Here is a 25,560-nt window from a genome sequence, read left to right on the forward strand (position 1 = left end):
TCACCTTAAATTGTATCGGTCGGCGTGGCCGTTGCCGTTAAGAAACTCGTATCATTCCAGTCAATTAACTTAAAGGATTGTCCATCCGTCGTTTCCAAGACTGTCACACTGGTATTACGCAGCCCGCCGCGCTTCCGATAGTCGGCTAGCGGCGTGCCAATTAACGCATTGATTTCTGCGTTAAGGGCCGCCCCATGGCTCACGACCAAGACGTTATCTGTGGGGTGATTGTGAGCCGCAACAATTTGACGGATCGCTGGTGTCATTCGAGCTGTCACCTCGGTAAATGTTTCACCACCGATGGTTCGGGCGTCGTACCGCTCTGGGTGATTGCGAAACGCATCCAGCTCAGCCGGATACTGATCCTTAACCGCACTAAATGCCATGCCCTCCATCTTACCTAAGTGAAATTCTTCTAGCCGATTTAACAGTGTCAACGGGACCGATTGATGCAGTTCCTTGATAACGCGTTGAGCAGTTATTCGGGCGCGTTTAATTGGGCTGGCATAGGCGTGAACAAATGGCGTTTGCCGTAAAAATTGGCCTACTTGAATCATTTGTTGATAACTTTCATCCAGTAGCGGTGAATCCCCACCAGCTCCCTGAAACCGACCTTCCAAATTCCACTGGGTCTTTCCGTGGCGAATAAAGTATAATTTCACGCTGCGATCCGTCCTTTCCATAAAGTCACATAGTCTATATTATGCCAGTTTTAACCTGAATTTCAAAGCCGGGATATCAGAAATACGAATTTTTTTCAAATAAAAAAAGCATTGCTAATTCATAGCAATACTCCTTATTTAACTAGATTAACTGTAATTCACGTTCCTGATTATAGGCTGCGTCGATAATGGCACTACCTAAACACTCGTCTCCATTGTAGAACACGACTGCTTGCCCAGGTGTGATTGCTCGGGCCGGATCATCGAATTCAACCGTCACTTGCTGACCATCGTCGTTCAAATGAACCGTAACCCCTGTATCCTTTTGCCGATAACGGAACTTCGCTGTACAGTGGAAGTCACTACCACGGTCAATCGTGTTGACCCAGTGAATATCTGACGCTGACAAGTGAGTCGCGTACAAATGCGGGTTGTGATAGCCTTTGCCCACATACAGAATATTCTTTTGCAGGTCCTTACCAATCACAAACCAAGGCTCGTTGTCGATACCATCGCCACCGATACCCAGGCCCTTACGCTGACCAATCGTGTAGTACATCAAACCGGCGTGATGGCCTTTGATTTCACCATCAACCGTCATCATGTCACCCGCCTTGGCTGGTAAGTAAGTCTTCAAGAAGTCCTTGAAGTGTCCCTTCTCACCGATAAAGCAGATTCCCATGGAATCCTTCTTCTCAGCGGTCGCCAGCCCAGCTTCCTTAGCAATCTCACGAACCTGAGGCTTGACTAAGTCACCAATTGGGAACATTACCCGATCTAGCTGCTCAGTCGACAACTGACTCAAGAAGTAAGTCTGATCCTTGTTCTGGTCAACTGCACGCATTAAGTGGGCATGCCCAGCCTCGTCACGGGTCAACTGTGCGTAATGTCCCGTGGCAATGTAATCGGCACCCAACTCTAACGCGTAATCCAAGAACGCCTTAAACTTGATTTCCTTGTTACAAATAACATCTGGGTTCGGTGTCCGCCCCTTCTTGTACTCGTCCAAGAAGTATGTGAATACCCGGTCCCAATATTCTTTTTCGAAGTTTACGGAGTAGTAAGGAATGCCGATCTTGGCAGCCACCTTAGCCACATCTTTGTAATCTTCAGTGGCGGTACAGACCCCATTTTCATCTGTATCGTCCCAGTTCTTCATAAAGACGCCGATTACATCATAACCCTGCTGCTTTAATCGCAAAGCTACAACGGAAGAATCGACCCCGCCACTCATACCAACGACAACCCGTGTTTGGCTGTTGTCTTGCATGGTATCACCATCATTTCTATCAGATTCTGGAGAATCTACGATTTGAAGGTCGCACAAATCCAGTATGACCTAGTTTACCGATTCTGACAGCGTTTTGCAAGCCTGGCGTATCACAAGTGAAACATGGTGGTCTTGACTATCCAAGAATGGCCGGTCGTCAAATCCAGATTCAAAAAAAGTAGGCCAAAAAGTCATGTCTTTTCGGCCTACTTGTCTCATTATTTTTTCTGTAGAATTTCTCGGTCCATTAAATTCTGTAAGATAAAGTGATATTGCTCGACATTTTCAGTGGCGTGGGGCCCTTTAAAAATGTTAATCCGGCGATTACCGGAAGCGTTGGTCGTGGCCATCTTAAACCCGCTCAGATCCTTGGCTACCGTCACCTTTAACATTTGATTCTTATTGTATGGTGACGTGGGATCAACGGACCGCTCCAATGTGTAATTACCAGCGTTGGACACTTGAAAGCCAACATCCTTTAATGCATACGGCTTGATGTTGGGGTGCAGTTCATATGTCTCTGTATCACCATCAACTTGCATCTGTTTTTCAAATAACATCCTACTTCACCTCACTGTGGGATAACCGATTGACAATGGTCGTCACATTGTCAACGAATGCCTGAATATCATCACGCGTTGTTTGCTGACCAAATGATAATCGAATGGATTCGGCGATGCGGGGACTGTCCGCACCAAACATCGCAGTCAACACGTGCGACGGTTCAATCGATCCGGCCGTGCAAGCTGACCCACCCGAAACGGCAATTCCGGCCAAGTCCAAGTTTGTCTGCATGACATACGTGGAAATCCCCTTAATCCAAATATTCAAAACATGTTCCAGATTTTCGCCTTCAAGTGACCCATTAACAGCAAAGTCAACGCCGTTAGCCGTCAAGCCTTGAACCACTTGCTCTTTAAAGCCATGGAACCGTGTTCGCTTTTCAGCCTTCACCTTTGGCGTTAACAACTGCGCTGCGGTAGCAAAGCCTGCAATTGCCGGAACATTTTCAGTGCCTGCACGTCGCTTTTCTTCTTGGTCGCCGCCCTTGATTAGACTTGGAAAATTAACGCCCTCATGTTTATAGAGAAAACCAATCATCTTAGGGCCGTTAATCTTGTGTGCAGACGTCGATAACATATCAATATGATCACGTTGCACATCAATATCCAATGAACCATAAGCTTGGACGGCATCCGTATGGAACCAAGCTTGGTGGTCTTTCAAAATATCGCCAATTTCATGAATGGGCATCCGACTGCCAACCTCGTTATTCCCCATCATGATGGTTACCAAGATCGTATCATCTCGCAAGGCTGCTTTAAAATCATCTAGGCTGATCCGTCCCTGCTCATCAACTGGCAAATAGGTCACCTCAAAGCCTTGCTCTTCAAGAGCGTGTAACGGCCGCAAGACTGCTTCATGCTCAATCGCGGTCGTAATAATATGCTTACCCAATGATTGACGGGCCATCGCCGTTTGTGTGATCGCCGTATTATCACTTTCACTGCCCCCACTGGTGAAGATAATCTCTTCGTCGTGAGCGGCATTAATACTCTGCGCAATTACCTGCCGGCTATTTTCCATAATCGTATGGGCCTGACGACCTAAGCCATATAACGTTGACGCATTACCGTACACCGTTGCCAGCTTATTGGTCATTTCTGCCAAAACTTCTGGGGCTAATGGGGTCGTCGCCGCATTGTCTAAATAAATTTCGTGAACTGCATTGCTATTGTCAATGTGAATCTCTTGCACGCTCAAAACCTCCTGAATCACCCGTGCTAGTTCTGTGCTGCTAGCAGAGCTAATAACATCTGTGCGGAACGATGACCCGCATCAATAATAAAATCATCAAAATCAACGCCTGAATTATTGTCGGCATTGTCGGACATTGCCCGAACGACCACATAAGGCACATCAAATTGATGCGCCACTTGGCCGACCGCCGCGCCTTCCATTTCACCGGAAAGGGCATCTGGGAAGTAACCCATAATTTCTTTAATGACAGCTGGGCTATTTAAGAATTGATCACCAGAAACAATCAAGCCTTGCTTCGTTGTCAGCCCCGTTTCACTGGCAGCGGCCACAATCTTATCGCCCCATTCTTTAGACGCAATGAATCGGGCAGGTTGCTGGGGCAATTGCCCGTATTCGTAGCCAAAGGCCCGGGCATCGGCATCATGGTAGGCCGTTTCGGTTGAAACCACCACATCACCAATATTTAAGTCCGGTGCCAAGGCTCCCGCAGAACCAGAATTAATCACTAAATCTACATTGAATTGTGTAATTAACAGGGCCGTCGTCAATCCGGCTTCCACTTTACCAATTCCAGAACGAACCAACACAACCGCTTGGTCATGAATGGTACCCGTGTAAAATTCCAAACCGTGAATGCTGGTTGTCTTAGCATCCACCAAGGCTTCGTGTAATTCTTTAATTTCTTCTTCCATGGCGCAGATAATGCCAAATGTCATGTTGCTGTCCACTCCTTAAGTCTTAATCAACTAAAAATAAAATTAGATACACAATGACAATTAAGACGACAAGCCAGCCAATGGCCCAATTTAATCGTCGTCCCAAACGTTGTTGCTTTTGTTCCGCCGGACTGATGCGCTGATGATCATCAGCACCATCCTCGGGCATCGATCGACCATGCGTGCGGGCGTACTCTTTTTCCACTTCCACCCGTTTACGATCGCGCTCCTGGAAATCCTGCTCAGCACGTTCTTGTTCTCGCCGATAGTCAGCTCGTGTTTTGGGTTGTTCATCTTGATCTTGCCAATCGTTACGCATATCGTCACCTACTTCTGTAATAGCCAGTAATAGATGGCCGTAATCGTTTTGGCGTCATTGATTTCGCCACTATCAATCATCGCTTGGGCTTCTTCCTTGGTTACTGTCAGCAACTCCAGATTTTCCCCCTGATCTCGCGGTAATTCAGTCGTCACGGGTTTTAAATCCGTTGCCAAAAATAACGTCATGTATTCATCGGAAAAACCAACACTGGAATAAAAACCGGTAATCCGTTTTAGTTGCCCGGGTTGATACCGAATCTCTTCATTTAATTCACGAATGACGGCGTGTTCAACATTATCCGCATCACGCTGATCGAGTTTTCCGGCTGGAATCTCTAACGTTGCTGCCGCAATTGGTGCTCGCCATTGGCGTTCTAAAATCATTTTATTATCTGCTGTCAGGGCTAAAATCCCCACAGCACCAGCATGTCGGACAATTTCACGAGAAGCAGAGTCACCATTAGGCAAACGCACTTGTTGGCGTTCAACCTTGATGATTACCCCATTATAAAGCTCCTCTGTCGATTCAACATGTTCTTCTAAATCCATGTTAATCCTCCTCAGTACTTGCGGTGACAACGGGGGTCACTTTGGCCGCTTGAGGACCACGCATCCCTTGGACAATCACGAATTGGACAGTTTGTCCCGCTTCTAATTTACGAAAGCCTTCGCCAATAATGCCCGTGTAATACACGAACACATCACCATCAGCGGGGGTTGTGATAAACCCAAAGCCGCGTTGCTCGTTATAACTCTTCACTTTTCCGGTTAACATGGTATCCCTCCCATTACATAGAACAAATTATACTCGTTTTCACACAAAAACGACAGTCCCCGGTCTCCCGGAGCGCTGCCGTTTCCTAAAACTTAGTGATCTTTAGTTTTCGTCAAATCCCTCAGTAGCCGTTTCCGGGAAATTCTGCCGCACAATAGCGGCACACCGGGCACAGAAGTGTGGGTAAGCACTGTCGCTCCCAACGTCTTCTTTGGTCAACCGACAACGATCACAAACCTCACCGGCCGCTGGCGTGACCTTCACCGCTAAGTGGTCAAACGTCAACGCATCTGCTGGTGCTTGATCTAAGCTGGCGACGTCTAAACCAGAAACCAACAAGATTTGTTGAACATTCACATTCAATTGATCGAGTAGGTGCTTAGTTTCCTCGTCCACGTACAAGTCAAGGTGCGCTTCAGCAGCCTTCCCAATTAACTTAGCATCGCGGGCTTCTTCCAAGGCCTTTAAAACATGACTTCGTAACGTCATGAAATGATCCCACGCTGACTGATGTCCATCGTCCGGTTGTTCGTTAGCATCGGTCAATTCTAGAACAGCCGGCATTTCTGCTAATTGAACGAAGTCTTCTGGTTCCTTCAAGAAGTCCCAGATTTCTTCAGCCGTATGTGGCAGAATTGGCGTGATTAACTTGGTCAAACTTACAGCAATCTGGTAGAAGACCGTTTGCATCGACCGACGAACTGGACTATCAGCGGCTTCGATGTACAAGATATCCTTGGCGAAGTCGAGATAGAACGCTGACAAGTCGCTGACGACAAAGTTAATCAGCTCTTTGTAGATATTCAAGAAGTCATAGTGATCATAGTGAGCACGAACGCTCTTGGCAAATTCATTAAGCTGATACAACATGTGGCGATCAACCGGTTGTAAATCATCAACTGCAATTGCATCTGTCTGCGGATCGAAATCACTGGTATTGGCCAGCAAGTACCGCATGGTGTTCCGCAGTTTCTTGTAACTATCCGAAATCTTCACAAAGGCTTCGGTAGAGACGCGAACGTCGGCAGAAGAGTCAACGGATGTCACCCAGAGCCGGACAATGTCGGCCCCCATTTTTGAAATGATTTCGTCTGGGGCAATTGTGTTGCCTAAAGACTTGGACATCTTGTGCCCATCTTTATCCAACGTGAAGCCTTGAGAAACCACTTGTTTGTACGGTGCCTTACCAGTCGCCGCAACACTAGTGATCAGACTTGAGTTAAACCAACCACGATATTGGTCGGACCCTTCAAGGTACAAGTCGGCTGGGAAATCCAAATAATCCCGTTCAGCCAACACGCCTTGATGGGAAGTCCCTGAATCAAACCAGACATCCATAATATCAGTTTCCTTAGTGAACTCGCCATTAGGTGAATGTTCACTAGTAAACCCATCAGGTAAGAGATCCTTAGCCTCTCGCTTGAACCAGATGTTTGACCCATATTCAGCGAATAAGTCCGCCACGTGATCAACCGTTTCTGGTGTGATGATGGCCTCACCATCTTCACCATAGAAGATTGGTAGTGGCACACCCCAAACTCGTTGACGAGAGATGACCCAGTCGCCCCGGTCCTTGATCATGTTGGCTAAGCGCCGTTGACCCCAGTCTGGTTGGAACTTGACGTCTTTGAGTTGGGCTAAAATTTCATCCCGAATCTTGTCAACAGAAGCAAACCATTGTGGCGTTGCCCGGAAGATAACTGGCTTCTTAGTCCGCCAGTCGAATGGGTAGCTGTGCTCATAAGGCATGTACTTCAGCAGTGCGTTAGCCGCCTTCAACTTATCCAAAGCGATTTGGTTTGCGTCTTCGTAGAAGACACCCGCAAAATCCGCACCGGCTTCAGCTGTCATGTATCCTTTGTCATCAACGGGAACTAAGACTGGCAAGTGATACAAGGCACCCACGTTAAAGTCATCTTCCCCTAAACCTGGTGCCGTGTGAACCAAGCCAGTCCCAGATTCAGTTGTCACAAAGTCACCCAGCATCACAACTAGCTTTCGATCCGCAATAAATGGGTGTTGTGCCGTCACGTTATCTAGATCTTGACCCATGACCGTCTTGATAACCTGAACGTCTTCCCAACCGAACATTTCTGCATTTTGATCGACCAGATCAGCAGCCAACACAAACTTGCGGTCATCATTAGCTGGTTTAACCACAGCGTATTCGATCCCAGCATCAATTGTGATTCCTTCAGAACCCGGAATCGTCCATGGCGTGGTGGTCCAAACAACTAGGTACGTATCCGTATCTAAGACGCCCTTACCATCGACAACTTGCTCACCATAAAAAGCAGAAGGTGACGTAACATCGTGATATTCCACTTCAGCTTCAGCCATCGCTGATTCAGATGACCAGGACCAGTAGACGGGCTTCTTTCCTTTATAAATCAAGCCCCGTTTAGCCATTTCACCAAACACGCGAACTTCGGCGGCTTCAAATTCTGGCTTTAGGGTCAGATATGGATTATCCCATTCAGCAGAGACCCCTAGTCGCTTGAAGCCCTCTCGCTGTTGATCAACTTGCTTTAATGCATATTCCCGACATAAATCACGGAATTCGGCCGTTGACATCTTCTTGCGGTCGTAACCGGCCTTCGTTAATTGCTGTTCAATTGGTAGGCCATGGGTATCCCAACCGGGAACATAAGGTGCCCGGAAGCCACTCATTGACTTGTAGCGGACAATGATATCCTTGGAAATCTTATTCAACGCGTGCCCCATATGAATCGGACCGTTCGCATATGGCGGCCCATCATGTAAAATAAATGTGGGCTTCCCTTCATTTAACTTTTGGCGGGCTTCATACATTTTGTTTTCGGCCCAAGCTTTTTGCCGATCAACTTCCTTGACCGGTAAATTACCGCGCATTTTGAACTTGGTTTTGCCTAAGTTCAGCGTGTCTTTTACTCGCATACCATTTCCTCCTTAAGTGATGTTTCTCGGTTGGTGAACCGGTGAGCTCAAACCATGTCTGGTCTCAGCTCACCGGTCCACCAAATCAATTGCCTAGAATCAATCTAACTGATGGCAAACAAAAAACGACCTCGTCAAGGGACGAAATCGTTCGTGGTACCACCCAAATTCGGTTAATGTTCAACTAACATTAACCCTCAATCGTCATATCGCGACGTTCTCGCTATAGCTTACTGTGATTCGGCTACAGAGCTTGGAAGAGTGATATCACCTAAAAGAGCGGGCTGTTAGCCTTCCACTATCGCTAACTCGCTAAAACCATCTTTTTAGTTGACGTGGTTCTTCATGCCATTATTTATTTTGATCAAAATGCTCGTCGTCATTTTCAGGGAAGATCACAACAGTTTCACCATTGTCCCCACCATCCGTAACGGGTGCTTCAGTCACAGCTTCTTCAGTCGGTTCCGCAACTGTTTGTTCAGGCTTTGAGTGTACGCCCTGAGCCGCTTCATTGTCAAGTCGATCGCCAACGACCTTCTTGATTTCTTCGTAGCTCGACATGGAACCTTCCTTAAGCAAGCTGTCCCAATCGTTAGACTTGACCACTTCTAACTGGCTTTCCAACATTACCTGAAGCCGTTGGCGGAAGACCCGGGTACTCTTCTTCAAGTCGTCCGTTTCGACAGCCAGCTTCTTCGCTCGCTTCGATGCTTCCGCCATGATTTGGTTCCCCTTATTAGTCGCTTCAGAAACAATATCTGAACTCTGCTTTTGGGCTTCGCGAATGATAATTTCCGATTCCTTTTGAGAGTTGGCTTTCACCTTATCGGCGGCCTCTTGCGCGACTAAGATGGACTGATTCAAGGAATCCTTCAAGTCGTTAAAATACTTGAGTTTCCCATTAGCCGCATCCAATTGTTCTTCTAATTCTTTGTTGTGGTTCAACGTGATTTGGTAATCCTTGATGATCTGATCCAAGAAATCGTTAACCTCATCGACGTTGTAGCCCCGCATCTTGGTGCCGAACTCTTTATTATGAATATCTAATGGACTTAATACCATTGCACTGTTCCCTCCGCATCTATTTCTGTAGTACCGCTAGTGTGACGCGTATTTTATCTTTCTTCGTCCGACCGCCGACTTCATCTAAGCGAATCCGACCAAATCCCCGGACCGAAACAATATCGGCCACATCTAGCTCATAGTCAGGCTTTTGCGTTTCCGCCCAATTTAATCGCACATGACCGGCTTCAATCAATTCTTTAGCGCGGTGCCGGGATAAATGAAACCCAGTCCCCACGATGTTGTCCAACCGCAATGATGACAGGGTCGCACCTTCTGCTGTCCACTCACTTAAGGGGTGCACCAAGTCAGCAAAATCGGCGAGCTGTAACCGCGCCTTAACGCGACCAATTCGGTCGACCTGCCCAGTTAAGTAATCGGCCATCCCCGCCTCAGTGACGACCTGCCAGGTAGTGCCATCGGTTAAAATGTCACCAAGAATTTCCCGTTCAATCCCAGCGCCTAGCAATGTCCCCAGAATCTGACTATGATGTAAGGTGGCAAATTTCACTGGGTAATCGACCCGCAAAACTGCTAATTCAAAGTCTTTAGCCACGGGTTCATAGTAGTCTGGATAAAATAGGGCCCGCTGCATTTCAGCGTGGGCATAACCCCCATTAAACCGAACTGGCACATCGGCTCGCTGTGCGAGAGTTGTTGCGATATAAACCTGCCGCGGATTCAAAAAGTTGGTGAGAACGGGCCGGTATTCGTCTTGTGACTGCTGAATCCAGCCCCCCACAGCATCAATCAGCGGCGCTTCATCCGACCGAAAATGTTGTAACACATTCTCATCCAACGTTTTCGCCTCCTAGCGTTGCTACGTAAAAAGTAAATTTAAAATCATTATTTGTAGGGCCTGTAACCCATATTGGACCAACGATAAGACCACAATCGCTACTACTGGCCCAAACCCAATCGGTCCCAACGAAATAAATTCGAAGTACCGCAAAAAGGGTTCAACCAAGCGCCCCACAATTTGGCCAAATCTAGACTGATAACCGCCAGGTAACCAGCTTAATAGGGCATACACCACGATCAGTAATATATAGGCACTGACTAGCCAGTTTAAGGCTTTAAAAATCCATAAGACTAAAGTTAACACAATGTCGCTCCTTTATCGTGTGACTTGCGTGCCTAGATTAGCGGCCACATCACCACTAACTTCGAAATTATGGGGCGTACATAGAAAAATCTGTTCCCCAATTCGTTTAATTTCGCCACCTACAGCGTACGCAGTTCCATTAAGGAAATCGACAATTCGCTGGGCCTGTGCTTCATCAACCCGGGCAAAATTAACGATGACTGCATCACCGTTCGTCAATTGTTTAGCAATTGACTTGGCATCCGAGTAGATTCGCGGTTCACAAATCGCGATATGACTGGCATTAGGTTTTGCAGTTCGCATAGCAACCACCTTCCGACTATCATTCGGCCGAGTTGGAGGTGTTGGCGTTGACTTAGTTGCCGGTGTTGGCTCTTCCGCGTAGTCATCGTCATACTCATCATTCATCCCGAAAAACTTGCTGAGACTAAATTTTTCCGCCATGATTCGCCACTCCTCTCACAACGAATTCCAAACGGTTACTTACGCCGCCGTTTGAAAAATGGTGGTGTATCTTCACTCTTGTTATCATCTGAAGCCGAGCTATCATTCTGGTTCGGATTGAAAATATTAAAATCTGGTTTATCAACCCCAGCGAATTCGTTATTGGTGTTAGCCGCCGAACTAGTTGGTTCTGGTCGATGAGCTGGTTCACGAATGTCCCAGTTTCCGAATGGATCCTTTTCGGTTTCCTTTGCTGGTGTTTCGGTTGCATTATCAGCCCGGTTTTGGCTTTCAGCCCGTCGTGCTACGCGACTGTGAGCCGCTTCGCGTTCTTCTTTTTTCTTATCAATTCCTGTGGCAATAACCGTAACCCGAACTTCATCGCCCAGATCTTCATCAATTGATGTCCCGAAGATAATGTTAACGTCACTCGTAGCCGCATCGGACACAATTTGTGAGGCCGCTTGTGCTTCGAACAAGGACAAGTCGGGACCACCAGTGATGTTCAACAGGACCTGTTCAGCCCCATCAATTGACACTTCCAGAAGTGGTGATGAGATAGCCTTCTTGGTTGCGTCTTCTGTCCGGTTTTCACCATTAGCAGACCCAATTCCCATTAAGGCCGCACCTTGATCCTTCATAACCGTTTTAACATCAGCAAAGTCCAAGTTAACGTAGCCAGGACTCGTGATCAAGTCAGAGATGCCTTGAACCCCTTGACGTAAAACATTGTCAGCTTCTTGGAAGGCTTCCATCATTGGCGTCTTCTTGTCAACAATTTCCAATAAGCGGTTGTTAGCAATGACGATCAACGTATCAACGTTTTCCTTCATTTGGGCAACCCCTTCAGCAGCGAACCGTCCCCGCCGTGGGCCTTCAAAACTAAATGGTCGGGTCACGACACCAACAGTTAACGCGCCGCTTTCCTTGGCAATCTTAGCCACGATCGGTGCGGCACCGTTACCAGTACCCCCACCCATTCCGGCAGTAACGAAGACCATATCGGCACCATCCAAGGCTTCGGTAATTGCTTCTTCGCTTTCTTCAGCTGCCTTGGCACCAACTTCTGGATTGGCACCCGCGCCAAGTCCTTTCGTTAATTTCGGTCCTAATTGAATCTTGGTTTCGGCTTTTGAGGCCTCAAGTGCTTGAACATCGGTGTTAGCGACGATAAACTCGACACCCTTAACGTCTTCCGCGATCATCCGGTTAACCGCATTGTTTCCACCGCCACCGACACCGATAACTTTAATGATTGCGCCATTGTTCTGCGCAGAATCTAATGAGTATTCCATTGTGTATTCCTCCATCTCAGGTTAGTCGAAGAAGTCGCTGAAGAACTTTTTAATGCCTTCGGTCCGATTTTTCTTCTGTTTTGGTTTCGCTGATTTGCCTTGAGTTACCTGCGCCGCTTCGTTGGCCGCATCTTCAGCAACCTGTTCGCGTTGACGAATCTCGTCGGTTTCATCGGCTAATTGGGTGGAGCCCGTTAATGCACTCTTAATGAGTAAATCAATTTCACTCAGTCCCCCATAGTAGTTCACCAAGGCTAAAGCCAAAGTGAATGATGGATGACGTAATCCCATCTGATCCGGAACGTAAACCCGGACATTGGTATTAAATTCATCCGTTGCCAGATCTGTAATGCCCGGCAAAGCTGCTACCCCACCAGTTAACACAATGCCACCTGGCAGTTCCAAAGCCTGTACCTTATCTAAATTAGCACGTAGTCGTTTAAAGATTTGGTCCAACCGTGCTTCAATAATCTCTGCTAAGTATTTTTCTGAAATTGGCGTTGGCTGGCTTTGACCAACCACGTCAACCGGAAATTCATCCTCATCGCTAGCCTGCGTTGAATCAGCATAGCCGTAGTCACGCTTGAGCTTTTCTGCACTGTCCAGTGACGTATTCAAGACCACGGAGATGTCCTTGGTAATGAATTGGCCCCCCTCTTGATCCACGTCCACATACTTAAGCTGATGATCATGAATCACAGCGGCAGTTGCTTGGCCACCACCTAAGTCAATCAAGACCGTGCCAAAGTCTTGCTCACCATCATTCATCACCATCATCCCTTGCGCCATCGGATTAATTACCGTGCCGCGGAGATGTAGCCCGGCTTGTTCTACGGCTTTGCGCGTGTTGTGCATAATCGTTTTGGGCCCGGTGAATAAGGTACCATGAAGCTCTAAGCGAACACCCACCATACCACGGGGATCCTTGATCCCATCAAAACCGTCCACGACAAATTCATCGGCTAAAATATCCACAACTTCTCGTTCTGGCGGCAGGCTTTGAATCAAAGCCGCCGTGGCCACGCTCCGAACGTCACGCCCAGTGATTTCTCGTGACTGATCGTCAATGGCAATCATGCCGCTGCAAGGTTCAATTTTTAACATATTTGCGGGAATTCCCACAATCACATCGTGAATCTCGATACTAGCCTTTTCTTCGGCCTGTCGAACGGCGCGCTGAATTGCTTCCGCTGCCTTGTCAATATCCACGATAACCCCGCGACTGACACCATTCGAACGTTCATTTCCCACACCAATAACGTTCATTTGCCCTTTAACATTCTCAGCAACAATGACTTTTATTGAGGTGGTTCCTATATCGAGGCCAACGTACATCCCTGAATTATCCATAGAAAAAGGAACCTCCTAAGTTAATGATCTTATAACACTGCATGAATTCGCTTTTTCCCTAATAATTTTCAGTTTAACACACTTGATAGGGGTTGAAAAAGCCTAAATGACGCTTTTTTACGCAATGCAATCAAAATGAAATTATTTTTTAAACGCATATGAGTAGGCGCCCACTTCCAGATTGACCACACCCTTTTGTTTCATCTTGGCCGCAATGCTTGGATAATAGGCCATTTTCTTAGCGAAACTGGGAATACTAGCGTAAACCTCGTTGCCATCATTCATAAACAAATGAACGCGATCAGGATTACTTTTAGTCGGTGAATCTTGGATTTCACTGATACTACTCTTAATGTCACTATCTAACTTAGCATACTGCAAAATCATTCGGTGTAGCCGTTTGGTCGTCTTAAATTGCCCGTAAACTGGGGTACCACTCTTAGGCTGGCTCACCGACTGTTGACTAACAATACCATTTTCTAGTACCTCATAGTAACGATTTTGCCTCATCACATAGCCCGCAGTCACATATTCTGTGACTCGAATGGTCGCGTGATTAAGTAAATGAAACTGGACCGTGACTTTTTTTAGCCGCGAATTTCGTTGCAACGCCTGTTGCTGCAACTTCTTTTCGTGACCCATCACGTTAAAAATCGAATCGCCTGGCAGCACACCGGTCGCCGTTTGAATCTGATGAACCGATAGCGCATGCGCCCCGGTTACCCGCACACGTTGTAAATGACTCAATGGTGATACCAGATAGACCATAGCTAGGATAACAACCGTGAAACTCGTTAATAGAATGGCCAGTCGCCGAACTAACTGCCGATTTCGTTGATGCTTGAGCCGTGGTAATTTATCACCAATCCGTTTAGCTTGGTGAAACCATTTGGGCGTTCGCGCCTGACGCTGCTGCTGTCGGCGCTTTTGTTTTGCTTGTTCCTGGTACTGCTCCCAAGGCGTCAAAGAACGCTGCTGCTTAGACTCCTGACGGTTTAGCCGGAATTTCACGATTATTCACCTCCTATCTCATTGAAATTGGTCTAGTCACGTTTCAAAGCTTCTACCACATCCAACACCCGATCAGCCGCATCGGGTACACCAAGTTGCTTAGAGGCCGTTGCCATGTCTTGTCGCAACGCATCATTGGTCATTAATTGATCAGCCTTTGCAATTAACGTCTCACCCGTCAGGTCAGCTTCTTTAATGATCTCAGCTGCCCCCACCGTTGCCAAGGAATTTGCATTCTTGGTTTGGTGATCCGCCGTTACATACGGACTTGGAATCAGAATTGATGGAATCCCATCAGCCGTGATCTCAGCTAAACTGGTTGCCCCAGCCCGACCAACAATGGCCGCAACCCGAGGTAACACTTCCGGCATATTTCCAATGTATGGCTTAATCACAACATTATCCGCAACAGTCGTACCTTTTAACTGGGCCATCACACCGTCGTAGCGCTTCTGTCCAGTGACAAACACAACTTGATACTCACGATGATTAAATTCAGGAATCGCCGCAACCGTGGCGGCGTTAATCTTCAAAGCCCCTTGGGAGCCCCCAAAAATCAGCAATGTGGGCACATCATCTTGAAGTCCATACTCGGTCCAACTAAAGTGACTGACCACCTCAGCAGCTTCCTGCGCTCGTGGGTTCCCAGTCTTGACCATTTTATTCACTGGCAATTGATCTAAGGCGGCGTCAAAGACGTAGGCAATTCGATCAACGTAACGACTCAAAAAGCGGTTCGTAATGCCAACCACACTGTTCTGTTCGTGAATCAGCGTTGGCACGTGTAGCCGGGCTGCCGCATAGACAACCGCCCCTGACACATAGCCCCCCGTGCCAACGACCACATCCGGTTTAAATTGCCGAATCATCTTTTTAGCCTCGTGAACACTCTTTAAGAACAGGTAGACTGTCTTGAAATTTTCTAACGAGAGGGACCGCTTAAACCCTTGAATGCGCGTTGCTTGAAATGGAATCCCTTTAGCCGGAACAATCGTACTTTCCAAACCACGCTCAGATCCAACGTACATCACTGCGGAATTCGGTTCGCGCTTTTTTAGCGCCTTGATCAGAGCAAGTGCCGGGTAAATGTGGCCCCCAGTCCCACCACCTGATACCATTAATCGCATTATTTTTCCTCCTGTTTGCCGGTTAATTGTTCAACCGCCTTAATAAATCTATCGCCCCGAACTTCAAAGTTTGGATACTGATCCCAACTGGCATTGGCTGGTGACAACAAGATAATGTCACCGGCATCGCTCAGTTCGTAAGCTGTAGGCACTGCCGTCTCTACATTTTCGCTCAGTCGAATCGTTTGAATGCCAGCTTTTTTAGCGGCATCTTCTAATAATTTCGCCGTTTGTCCAACCAGCACTACGGCCTTGACATGGGCCTTCAATGAAGGAACCAACTTCTCAAACGTATAGCCCCGATCCAATCCACCAGCGATTAAGACAACTGGTGCAGTGAACCCCTTCAAGGCCATCTCTGTAGCTTCCATATCGGTTGCTTTAGAATCATTATAGTATTGACGACCGTCTGCTTCTAAGACATATTGCGTTCGGTGGCGAACACCGCCAAAGCTACGTAATACAGCCACGATTGCCGCGGTGCTGACCCCTTTGATCTTAGCTACGGCGATTGCTGCTAGTGCATTTTCAACGTTGTGGTCACCAGGGACTTTAATATCGCTGGCCGCCATTAGCTTCTCGTCTTTGAAATACAAGTCACCATTCAATTCATAAGCACCGGCTTGCGACCGTGCTTCCCGAGAAAATGGCACTACTTGCGCCGCTGACTGTTCACTAAGCTCGCGAAGTTCCGGACTGTCGAAATTTACCACAAAGTAATCATCAGCCGTTTGGTTAGCCGTAATCTTCATCTTAGCAGCGACATAGTTTTCCCGTGTTTTATGGTAATCCAAGTGATTGGAGAAGATATTGGTCAACACGGCAATATGGGGATGGAAGGTGGTTGTTCCCACCAGCATAAAGCTCGAGACCTCTAATACTAGCGTATCATCAGCCGTCACCGCTTGGGCAACCCGACTCGCAGGAATCCCAATATTTCCAGCGTACACAGCCTTGCCAGCACGCCGATCATGGTCAACCATTTTTTGGATCATCGTGGTCGTCGTCGTTTTTCCGTTGCTACCAGTGACCGCAATCAGTTCGGCTTCAGCAACTTCGCTAGCCAGTTCCATTTCACTAATAACGGGCACCTTATCAGCCAATGCCCGTTTAACCACCGGCACATCATAAAAGATTCCCGGATTTTTAACGACAAGATCATATCCGGGATCTAATAGATCGGCTGTTTGTTCTCCCGTAATTACCGTAAATCCGTCGTTTTGTAACTCTTGCGCGTCCTGATTTTCAGCCAACGGTTTAACATCACTGACGGTGACCTGAGCCCCCAATTTCCGTAATAGTCGCGCCGCATTGACACCACTCTTTGCTAACCCCAATACGAGGACTTTTTTACCTTGATATGTCGTGAGATGTTTCATAATAACCGTTCGCTCTCCATTCATCGTTAATTGACTTACTTTCACTAAAAAAGGACTAACCGACTCCTAACGAGCCAGTTAGCCCATTAGTCGACCAAAACTTACTTTGCCAAGATCACCCAAACACCACTCAGAGCCGTGACCAAACCAATACCCCAAAAAGTCAAATCAATCCGCCATTCGCTCCACCCCTTCATTTCGAAGTGGTGATGAATTGGACTCATCAGGAAAATCCGCTTACCCGTTAGCTTAAATGAGGCAACCTGCAAAATAACGCTCGCCGTCTCGATCACAAATATCAGCCCGATCCATAACAGGGATAATTCATGGTGCAACAGGATGGAAACTGCCGCTAAGGCGCCACCTAAGGCCAATGACCCGGTATCACCCATGAAAATCTTAGCTGGTTTGTGATTGAAGATAAGAAATCCGAGAAGACTGCCGACTACGGCAAAACAGAAAATCGCAATATTAATCTGGGCCTGTTGCCAAGCGACAATACCATACGCCGCAAAGGCAATGCTGGCTAACCCGCTCACCAAGCCGTCTAATCCATCTGATAAGTTCACCGCGTTACTAAAGCCGACCAACCAGAGGATGACAAACACAGCATACCAGCCACTCATGTGCCAGTTACCAATTCCTGGCACATGTAGCGCCATTGGTAACTGTTCATGCGTGTAGACCCAAAACAAAATGAGGGCCCCAACGATCTGCCCCAGCATTTTCTGCCAGGCCTTTAGACCTTCATTTTGTCGGTGGAATAACTTAATACTGTCATCCCACATGCCTAACGCCCCGTAGAGTACTAGGATAAAAATTAAAATCCACGTTGTCGGTAACATATGATGAGGCGCTAGTACCCAGCTGGTCAATAGCGTCATTACCGCAATCGCAACAATGAATAGGAGGCCCCCCATTGTAGGCGTTCCCGATTTTTTCTCATGCCACGTTGGGCCTTCTTCACGAATCATTTGACCTTCATGCCGTGCCCGGAAATACCGGATCAACGCGGGCATAAATGCCGCAGTAATTATAAATCCACCCAACAGGGGCAACAGTATATTCATCATTGTCTTACTCAATCCTCATTCTCATTTATTTTGTTTCAAAGTAACCGTTAAGGTGTCATTCGCTGACAGGGTCGTCCCCGTCTTGATACTTTGCTTCGTCACATAACCGTCACCTGACACAGTCAGCTTCAAACCTTCCAACTGTGCTAATTTTACCACATCGCCCTTCGACCAGCCGGTTAAACTTGGCATGCTAACCGCACCACTTGTGGTTAAAAAGACCCGTTCATCATAATACAGTGTGGTTCCGGCCGCGACAGACTGTTTAGTAACTTTGCTACCGGTCCCCAACGTTGTCACTTGCGTATTGGCCTTTGTCAATTTCGTGGTTGCGCTAGTGGCACTTTGACCAACAACCGATGGCATTTTGGTGCTTGTAGTCTGCTTGGTTTGCGTATCTTCTTGCAAAGCCCGCGCCATAACTGGCTTCATGATCGACGCCAATAACTTAGTCGCCGTTTTGCTCCCCAGCGTGGGTTGCTTCATCGTAATATACATCACGTATTTCGGATGACTTGCTGGCACCATAGCCGCAACAGAGTACAAGTAATTATTATCACCGTTTAGGTACCCACTGCCGTTACTAATCTGTGCCGTCCCAGTTTTAACCGCCACTCGTTCGCCAGCCATCTTGTAGTCACTACCAATCCCGTAGCTCTTATACACGACGTCTTCCATATGCTGCCGAACCTTCTTAGCCGTGGTGGCAGAAATTGGCTTACCCACCTCAGTTGGTGAATACTTTTTGACCGTCTTATTCGTATTGGGATCGACGACTTTGCTAATCACGTACGGCTTCATCATCGTCCCATTATTGCTGACAGACGTTAAGGCTTGTAACATTTGGAAAACGGTAACCTGAATTCCTTGACCAAATGCCGTATCTGCTTGCTCAATTGGGCGTTCAAAGGCAATACTTCCTGTCAACTCACCAGGTAACCCTGACTTCGTGCTCTTCAAGAAGCGGAAACGATTAATGTATTTACGCCAGGTTTTAGCCCCCATCTGTTGTTCCAAATGAGCCATTGCCACGTTACTGGATAAAGCAAATCCCTTATTGTACGTGATTGTGCCCCATCCGGACGTGTTCCAGTCGGGAACTGTCTGGGTCCCAATTCTGTATTTCCCTGATTGATACATCGCGTTACCATTATAATTTCCACTATTAATTGAAGAAGCCAACGTGAAGATTTTCATCGTTGACCCCGGTTCGTAAGCATCCTGAACCAACGTATCCCGCCAAATTTGGCTGAGGCCCGACTTGGTTGACGCATTAAACGTGGGCCGTTGTGTTGCCGCGAGAATCGCGCCCGTTTTCGCATTCATTAAGACGGCATTCATTGATTTGGCATGGACCTGACTTTGAACGCTAGACATTTCCGTTTCCAACAGCGTTTGTAATCGGGTATCCAATGTTGTATAGACGTTGTCACCATTTTTCGCTTTTTTGTATTTCTGTTTCGTTCCGGGCAACTGGTAACCATACATATCTTTCTTAATCTTTTGTGAGCCATTCGTTCCCGTTAGTTGCTGATTAAACGCTTGTTCAATCCCCATGGTTCCAGTTAGCTTCGTTGTCCCGGACTTATTAGTTGTCGATTGTGCCAACCCAATTAAATGCGAGGCAAATACCCCATTGGGATATAACCGAGCTTCTTGTTGCACAAAGTTAACCCCACTCAAGTGGGCCGCCTGAATCTTTTGTTTCGTCATCAACGAAATGTTTTGCCCGGCCGTTCCAAATTCAACTTGGAACGTATTCTTTTTGCTAGGGTTCAAAATCTTCAGAACTTTCTTGCGACTGATCGGTAAGTTTTTGGCTAACACGGTCGCAATCTTCTCTTTATTTGTGGCATAGAGTTTTTGGCCACTCGTTGATACCTGCCGTTTGTCCAGCACCACATAAATCGAATACACACTGGTGTCTTCCGCAATCGCCTGGCCGTTAGCATCGTAAATCGTCCCGCGTTTGGCCTTTAACGTTTCATTTGCCGTATACAGTTTTTGTGCCTGCCGACTCAAATTAACGTTTTGGACCTTTTTGCCGATGGAGATATACGAAAAGCGACCGACGATGAGGATAAACACCCCGAGAAAAATGTAAAACAGAAACCGACCAACACTCTTGCGGTTTCTGCTGGGTTGCTTATTCATCGTTTGTCGCTTTTGGGAATCTTTCATTATTTGTTTACATTCCTTATTCTAGCATTTTCGAGAGTCAAACCCTGTTTTTTAGCAATTTTATCAAGTCGACTACGACTCTGCAACTCATTAATCTGTTGTTGCTTGCTCGTATTGTGATTTTGAATGGTTGTCACTTGGTTATTAATGCTCTGTAAGTGATGTTCAGCCGTACTCATTGCAATCTTAGACGATACCACACAAACCATCAACAAAGCCAAAGCTAATCCACAAACGGTCATTAAACACTTTTCAAACTTGGAGACCGGTAGCTTCTCCCCTTGGGGGTGCTGCTGTGGGGCCTGTCGTGTTTGTCGTTCGGGTTGTTCTATGTTTGGGCGTTGTTGCGGCTCCGCGGTAAACGGAACGGCTTCTGCTAAGCTGTTTTGCGCCATAAGTTATCATCTTCCTATGTCGATATTTATTTGAGTGCCACTCATTACTTAATTTTTTCTAAAATTCGTAATTTTGCGCTGTGCGCGCGGTGGTTAACTGCCAACTCTTCTTCTGACGGCAAAATCGGTTTACGGTTAACCAATTTAAAATCAGGTTGCAAATTATCTGGAATAACTGGAATGCCATGAGGCAGTTCCGGTAGAGATGATTGTTCTCGAAACATGGTTTTAACTAATCGATCCTCTAACGATTGAAAAGTGATCACACTGATTCGGCCATTGACGTCCAGTAGCGAAACCGCTTGTTCTAAGGAATCCTCCAGCGCTCCCAATTCATCGTTCACTGCGATGCGAATCGCTTGGAACACCTTTTTTGCGGGATGCCCACCATGTCGTCTGGCAGCCGCTGGAATACCTTCTTTGATAATCTCAACCAGCTGACCGGTCGTATCAATCGGCGCTTGCTCACGATGTCGTTCAATCGCCCGGGCAATGGGTTTCGCAAACTTTTCTTCACCATATCGATGAAAGATTCGTAGTAGGTCATTAAATGACCACTCGTTCACGACAATCCACGCCGAAAGCTTTTGGCTTTGATCCATCCGCATATCCAAAGGTGCATCGTGTTGGTAACTAAATCCTCGATCAGCTTCATCAAATTGCGGCGATGAGACACCTAGATCGTATAAGATACCATCCACCTGGGTAATCCCGCGTTCCGTTAATTCTGTTTGAATCTGACGGAAGTTACTTTTAATAAATGTCAATTTGCCGGCATCTAGATAAGTTTTCAAATGTTCTTCATTGTAAGTAATCGCCGTTTGATCTTGATCAAAGGCGTATAAGTGTCCGGTCGTCAATTGCTCCAGAATGCGCTGGCTATGGCCGCCACCGCCGAGAGTGCAATCGACGTAGACTCCCGTTGGTTTAATTGCTAAACCCGCAACTGCTTCTTTTAGTAATACCGTGACGTGATGAAAGTCCTCCATGAACACTCTCCTTTCTAGATAGCTGTAATTGCTACATACCAAAGTCAATCAAATTTTCTGCAATATCGTCAAAATCTTCTTCAGCCTTCGTGGAAAAATCATTCCACCGTTCGGCACTCCAAATTTCAAATCGATTTGCGACCCCAACAATCACACATTGTTTAGTTAACGCAGCGTGGTCTCGTAAAGATTTGGGTAAATTAATGCGCCCTTGCTTATCAAGTTCACATTCGGTTGCAGCGGAGTAGAAGAACCGGACAAAGGCCCGGGCATCCTTGCGATTGACTGGCAACGCTTTTAATTTTTCTTGCAATGCCGTCCACTCGGTCATCGGATAGCCAAACAAACACCCATCCATCCCGCGAGTGACCACGAATTGTTCTCCTAATTGCTCCCGAAACTTGGCGGGAATGATTAGTCGTCCTTTGGTGTCAACTGAATGTTCAAATTCACCCATAAACATGGCCAATCACTCCCAACTGTAACTGCTATCAAGTTTACCACACCCCCCCACTTTCTACCACAACGTTTCCGAATTTTTATAAATTTCCCCACCAACGACAAAAAAGCCATGGCGAACAGGTGTTCACCATGGCTTAACACGCTTCACAGCGCTTACTTAAAATGAGTAGATAATCAATTAACTTAATATTTATGCATTTATACAGCCATCTTAGCTGATTACCAGTAAGAAGCAGCAGGCAAAACCAGCTGTCCAATAAAGATCAGTCAAACGCCAGAATGTTCGCAAAAAGGTCCCATAAAGTAACTCCTTGTTGTGAATTGCCTGCAATAACGCCACAGCGATGCCGATTCCCATCCAACCTATAACCAACCACGGCAAGATGGCTCCAGCACCATTAGGGATTAACAACACCGAACAAAGCAGTAGTAGTGGCGCCATTAGATCCCATGTATTCAAATACTTCGGCCAGTTTCGCCGCAAAATCCGTTTAACCGCCTGGATTAATAGCCATCCTACAACTAAAATTACGAGCTGACCACCAGGTGTGATCCAAAACGCCATGTTCATATCCCCTTACACGTTGATTTCCGTTTAATTATAGAGATTTCCCATGAGAGTTGCAATCGCCATTTGTAACAAGCTCTTGACAACTTCCCCCTGCCGGTTGCAATTCTGCGGTAGCCACGGTAAACTAATTGAGTAAATTAGACGCAAAGAGGTGGCTATTTCCACATGGAAAAGAAGAAAAAATCAACATTTCAAAAAATTACGAACGTTTTCGTCTGGATCATGATTCTCGCAACGATTGGTTCACTCGTCTTTGGAGCCATTTCATCATTAGGTTTGATGGGGTAATTACCAACACAAAATAGGTGTCAAGTCCGTAAATGGACTTGACACCTATTTTTATTTGATCATTGCGTTGGTCCATCAGCAGAGCTGTCTGGTTGTTTATAGACTTGCCGTGGCTTGCTTCCCTCTTGGGGTCCAATATAACCACGTTGCTCCAGATCATCCATAATCCGGGCGGCCCGATTGTATCCAATTCGAAAGCGCCGCTGTAACAAAGATGTACTAGCTTTTTGTTGCTCAACCACGAAGCTCAAGGCATCGTTAAACAGCTCATCATTGCTGTCACCAGCTTCTTCTTGCTGTATTTCTTCGTCCGTGACCATCATATCGTCATCATAATCAGCCGGTTGCTGTTCCTTAATAAAGTCAACCACGTTAGCGACATCCTCATCAGGAATAAAAGCTCCCTGTACCCGTTCTGGAGCATTGGCGTCTACTGGTTGGTATAACATATCGCCCCGCCCAAGTAGTTTTTCTGCCCCGTTAGCATCGAGAATCGTCCGCGAGTCCGTTCCACTAGAAACGGCAAAGGCGATTCGGGATGGCACATTGGCTTTAATCAGCCCGGTAATAACATCAACGGACGGTCGTTGGGTTGCCAAGATCATATGCACACCAGCCGCCCGACCCATTTGGGCTAAGCGAATAATGGCATCTTCCACTTCACTCGAAACCGTCATCATCAAGTCAGCCAATTCATCGACCACCACCACAATGTATGGTAGTAACGGCCGTTCTTGCCCGTCTTCAGCGTTAGCCTTTTGCACAAAGGTATTGTAACCAGAAATTTTACGCTGACCAAATTGTGAGAACAATTCGTACCGCCGTTCCATCTCGGCCACCACCTTATGCAAGGCTCGGGCCGCTTTTTTAGGTTCAGAAACCACCGGCGTTAGTAAATGTGGAATCCCATTGTACACGCTCAGTTCAACCTTCTTGGGATCAATCAACATCAGCTTCAATTGGTCTGGTCGTGCATTCATCAACATGCTGGTAATAATATCGTTGATGGCGACCGATTTCCCACTACCAGTTGCCCCGGCGATCAGTAAATGTGGCATCTTCGTTAGATCCATGGTGACCACTTGTCCCGTTACATTACGTCCTAACGGAACCTCCAACGGATGGTTGGGGTGAGCCGGTTGGGCTTCGACAACATCGCGGAAGGCCACCGTCGAGACTTCCCGATTAGGCACTTCAATCCCGATCAGTGATTTCCCAGGGATGGGTGCTTGAATTCGGATGCCTTTGGCCGCTAAAGCCAACGCTAAGTCATCCGCTAAATTCACAATTCGAGAAACTTTAACCCCAATGGCTGGATGCAACTCATACTCAGTCACAGATGGTCCCAAACTAACATTCTTAACTTCAGCATCAACGCCAAAACTATCCAGCGTTTGTTTCAAAATTTTAGTATTCGCATCAATGGCGTTAACCTCCGCCGTTTGATCAGTTGGTGGCACTTGTTTCAACAAATCCGCCGTTGGTAACTGATAATTGGGATCAACCGGTGTACTGCTAGCCAACGCATCCGCGGTCGTGTCCTCTTCATGAGAAGAAGTCGTAGCTGGTGCGACTGGCGCCTTAGCTGATTCATTGGCCGCCACCGTGATATGATAGCTGGGTTCTTCAGCCGCTGGTTTGGCTTGGGCAATTGGTTCTGGCAAGTCCTTATCATCTGGATCCATTGGCGTCACTGCTGGTGCCACCGAAGCTGGCTTCGATGGTCGTTGATTCTGTCGTTTCTTAGCCAGCTCGCTGCCCCGTTTCAATGCGGTTCCACTAGCTTGGACACCCGTATGCACCATCTGCCAAACGGTCTGTAATCCCTGCTCGACTTTGGCCCAGGGAATCTGGAAGAAAATCATCACACCACCAGCCATAATTAGCCAAGCGGCAATCTGGGCACCCAGCAGTGCAATCAACCACGCAACAATGCTTAATTCAAAGGCCCCGATTAGTCCGCCACCCAGTTGTGAGGTTAGTCCACCACTCCACAAGTCTGCCAGACTCGCATGCCAAATGGTTGCCATAAACTGCCGGTGCTGATCAGCATCGATAAAATGGTTCGCACTGATCCACAAGAGCCAGCCACCGTAAATCGTCGCACTGCCAATCAGATAGTGCCGTGCTAACTGCGGCCACGTCCCAGTGACCGTCAAAGCAACGCCTAAGGCCCCGATAATCACTAATCCGAACTGATACGTGTCACCCAAAAAGAGTCGCACGATATTAGCTGCTAATGTGCCGAGAACCCCTAGATTAAATAATCCGAGCATGGCAAGCGCAACTAAAACTAGGCCTAGTACATTGCTCGTATAGGGAAATGGTTGTCGTTTAGCTGACTTGCGATGGGCTGGTTTGCGCTTAGTTGGGCGCCGGCGGGGTGTTTTTCGTTTCGTAGCCAATC

The 25,560-nt window shown here is 47.0% G+C and carries 26 protein-coding genes; 1 reads left to right on the forward strand and 25 read right to left on the reverse strand.

Translation table 11 applies throughout. The features are described 5' to 3' along the window. Nucleotides 1-5: 5 nt before the first annotated feature. From ACP4IT_RS03900 to ACP4IT_RS04015, 24 genes are all read right to left on the reverse strand, one after another. Nucleotides 6-683, reverse strand: a complete 678-nt coding sequence (locus ACP4IT_RS03900) for a histidine phosphatase family protein (RefSeq protein WP_035465432.1) — start codon at nt 681-683, stop codon at nt 6-8. A gap of 121 nt (nt 684-804) precedes the next feature. After that, a complete protein-coding gene (gene mnmA, locus ACP4IT_RS03905; RefSeq protein WP_011668105.1) occupies nt 805-1,932 on the reverse strand; it encodes a tRNA 2-thiouridine(34) synthase MnmA in 1,128 nt (375 codons plus the stop codon). Between the two features lie 218 nt (nt 1,933-2,150). Further along, nucleotides 2,151-2,492: a DUF1831 domain-containing protein gene (locus ACP4IT_RS03910; RefSeq protein ID WP_011668106.1), complete on the reverse strand. Its 342-nt coding sequence runs from the start codon at nt 2,490-2,492 to the stop codon at nt 2,151-2,153. A gap of 1 nt (nt 2,493) precedes the next feature. Further along, nucleotides 2,494-3,690 (reverse strand): cysteine desulfurase family protein, encoded by a 1,197-nt coding sequence (locus ACP4IT_RS03915; protein WP_011668107.1) that lies wholly within the window; start codon nt 3,688-3,690, stop codon nt 2,494-2,496. Between the two features lie 26 nt (nt 3,691-3,716). Next, entirely contained in the window at nt 3,717-4,409 is a 693-nt protein-coding gene (locus ACP4IT_RS03920; RefSeq protein WP_011668108.1) for a 5'-methylthioadenosine/adenosylhomocysteine nucleosidase, read from the reverse strand. 22 nt (nt 4,410-4,431) lie between these two features. Continuing rightward, the gene (locus ACP4IT_RS03925) at nt 4,432-4,728 is read right to left on the reverse strand and encodes a hypothetical protein (RefSeq protein WP_011668164.1); all 297 of its coding nucleotides are present in this window, start codon (nt 4,726-4,728) and stop codon (nt 4,432-4,434) included. A gap of 8 nt (nt 4,729-4,736) precedes the next feature. After that, nucleotides 4,737-5,279, reverse strand: coding sequence for an NUDIX hydrolase (locus ACP4IT_RS03930; RefSeq protein ID WP_011668165.1), 543 nt, complete (start codon nt 5,277-5,279; stop codon nt 4,737-4,739). Between the two features lies 1 nt (nt 5,280). Continuing rightward, nucleotides 5,281-5,505, reverse strand: a complete 225-nt coding sequence (locus ACP4IT_RS03935; protein WP_011668166.1) for a cold-shock protein — start codon at nt 5,503-5,505, stop codon at nt 5,281-5,283. A gap of 102 nt (nt 5,506-5,607) precedes the next feature. After that, nucleotides 5,608-8,421 (reverse strand): isoleucine--tRNA ligase, encoded by a 2,814-nt coding sequence (gene ileS, locus ACP4IT_RS03940; protein ID WP_024855574.1) that lies wholly within the window; start codon nt 8,419-8,421, stop codon nt 5,608-5,610. Between the two features lie 351 nt (nt 8,422-8,772). Then, complete coding sequence (locus ACP4IT_RS03945; protein WP_011668168.1) at nt 8,773-9,483, reverse strand: DivIVA domain-containing protein; 711 nt, start codon at nt 9,481-9,483, stop codon at nt 8,773-8,775. 19 nt (nt 9,484-9,502) lie between these two features. Continuing rightward, entirely contained in the window at nt 9,503-10,282 is a 780-nt protein-coding gene (locus ACP4IT_RS03950) for an RNA-binding protein (protein WP_011668169.1), read from the reverse strand. Between the two features lie 21 nt (nt 10,283-10,303). Beyond that, nucleotides 10,304-10,588 carry a YggT family protein gene (locus tag ACP4IT_RS03955; RefSeq protein WP_011668170.1) on the reverse strand — a complete coding sequence of 95 codons (285 nt, stop codon included), beginning with the start codon at nt 10,586-10,588 and terminating at the stop codon, nt 10,304-10,306. A gap of 12 nt (nt 10,589-10,600) precedes the next feature. Next, on the reverse strand, nt 10,601-11,032 hold the full coding sequence (locus tag ACP4IT_RS03960; protein WP_011668171.1) for a cell division protein SepF: 432 nt from the start codon (nt 11,030-11,032) through the stop codon (nt 10,601-10,603). A 35-nt stretch (nt 11,033-11,067) separates the two neighbouring features. Beyond that, nucleotides 11,068-12,327, reverse strand: coding sequence for a cell division protein FtsZ (ftsZ, locus tag ACP4IT_RS03965; protein ID WP_011668172.1), 1,260 nt, complete (start codon nt 12,325-12,327; stop codon nt 11,068-11,070). Between the two features lie 21 nt (nt 12,328-12,348). Then, entirely contained in the window at nt 12,349-13,677 is a 1,329-nt protein-coding gene (gene ftsA, locus ACP4IT_RS03970) for a cell division protein FtsA (RefSeq protein ID WP_011668173.1), read from the reverse strand. Nucleotides 13,678-13,818: 141 nt separating this feature from the next. Next, nucleotides 13,819-14,688 carry a cell division protein FtsQ/DivIB gene (locus tag ACP4IT_RS03975; RefSeq protein WP_011668174.1) on the reverse strand — a complete coding sequence of 290 codons (870 nt, stop codon included), beginning with the start codon at nt 14,686-14,688 and terminating at the stop codon, nt 13,819-13,821. 32 nt (nt 14,689-14,720) lie between these two features. Beyond that, nucleotides 14,721-15,815 (reverse strand): undecaprenyldiphospho-muramoylpentapeptide beta-N-acetylglucosaminyltransferase, encoded by a 1,095-nt coding sequence (gene murG / locus ACP4IT_RS03980; RefSeq protein WP_011668175.1) that lies wholly within the window; start codon nt 15,813-15,815, stop codon nt 14,721-14,723. Next, complete coding sequence (gene murD / locus ACP4IT_RS03985; RefSeq protein WP_024855571.1) at nt 15,815-17,194, reverse strand: UDP-N-acetylmuramoyl-L-alanine--D-glutamate ligase; 1,380 nt, start codon at nt 17,192-17,194, stop codon at nt 15,815-15,817. The genes murG and murD overlap by 1 nt, the downstream gene beginning before the upstream one ends. Before the next feature lie 101 nt (nt 17,195-17,295). Beyond that, nucleotides 17,296-18,267, reverse strand: a complete 972-nt coding sequence (gene mraY, locus ACP4IT_RS03990) for a phospho-N-acetylmuramoyl-pentapeptide-transferase (RefSeq protein WP_011668177.1) — start codon at nt 18,265-18,267, stop codon at nt 17,296-17,298. 21 nt (nt 18,268-18,288) lie between these two features. Continuing rightward, a complete protein-coding gene (locus tag ACP4IT_RS03995; protein WP_011668178.1) occupies nt 18,289-20,448 on the reverse strand; it encodes a penicillin-binding transpeptidase domain-containing protein in 2,160 nt (719 codons plus the stop codon). Then, a complete protein-coding gene (gene ftsL, locus ACP4IT_RS04000; RefSeq protein WP_011668179.1) occupies nt 20,448-20,843 on the reverse strand; it encodes a cell division protein FtsL in 396 nt (131 codons plus the stop codon). The genes ACP4IT_RS03995 and ftsL overlap by 1 nt, the downstream gene beginning before the upstream one ends. 44 nt (nt 20,844-20,887) lie before the next feature. Next, the gene (rsmH, locus tag ACP4IT_RS04005; protein WP_024855570.1) at nt 20,888-21,832 is read right to left on the reverse strand and encodes a 16S rRNA (cytosine(1402)-N(4))-methyltransferase RsmH; all 945 of its coding nucleotides are present in this window, start codon (nt 21,830-21,832) and stop codon (nt 20,888-20,890) included. 31 nt (nt 21,833-21,863) lie between these two features. Next, the gene (gene mraZ / locus ACP4IT_RS04010) at nt 21,864-22,295 is read right to left on the reverse strand and encodes a division/cell wall cluster transcriptional repressor MraZ (RefSeq protein WP_011668181.1); all 432 of its coding nucleotides are present in this window, start codon (nt 22,293-22,295) and stop codon (nt 21,864-21,866) included. A 210-nt stretch (nt 22,296-22,505) separates the two neighbouring features. After that, nucleotides 22,506-22,859, reverse strand: coding sequence for a DUF3397 family protein (locus tag ACP4IT_RS04015; protein ID WP_024526741.1), 354 nt, complete (start codon nt 22,857-22,859; stop codon nt 22,506-22,508). Nucleotides 22,860-23,030: 171 nt separating this feature from the next. On the opposite strand from ACP4IT_RS04015, the gene ACP4IT_RS04020 reads away from it, so the two are divergent. After that, nucleotides 23,031-23,153, forward strand: a complete 123-nt coding sequence (locus ACP4IT_RS04020) for a DUF4044 domain-containing protein (protein ID WP_011668183.1) — start codon at nt 23,031-23,033, stop codon at nt 23,151-23,153. Between the two features lie 59 nt (nt 23,154-23,212). Here ACP4IT_RS04020 and ACP4IT_RS04025 read toward each other — a convergent pair whose 3' ends face one another. After that, on the reverse strand, nt 23,213-25,558 hold the full coding sequence (locus ACP4IT_RS04025; RefSeq protein WP_011668184.1) for a DNA translocase FtsK: 2,346 nt from the start codon (nt 25,556-25,558) through the stop codon (nt 23,213-23,215). Between the last annotated feature and the right edge of the window lie 2 nt (nt 25,559-25,560).

Origin of the sequence: Levilactobacillus sp. LN180102 (assembly GCF_050106635.1) — a bacterium.
In the GTDB taxonomy this organism is placed as follows: domain Bacteria; phylum Bacillota; class Bacilli; order Lactobacillales; family Lactobacillaceae; genus Levilactobacillus; species Levilactobacillus brevis.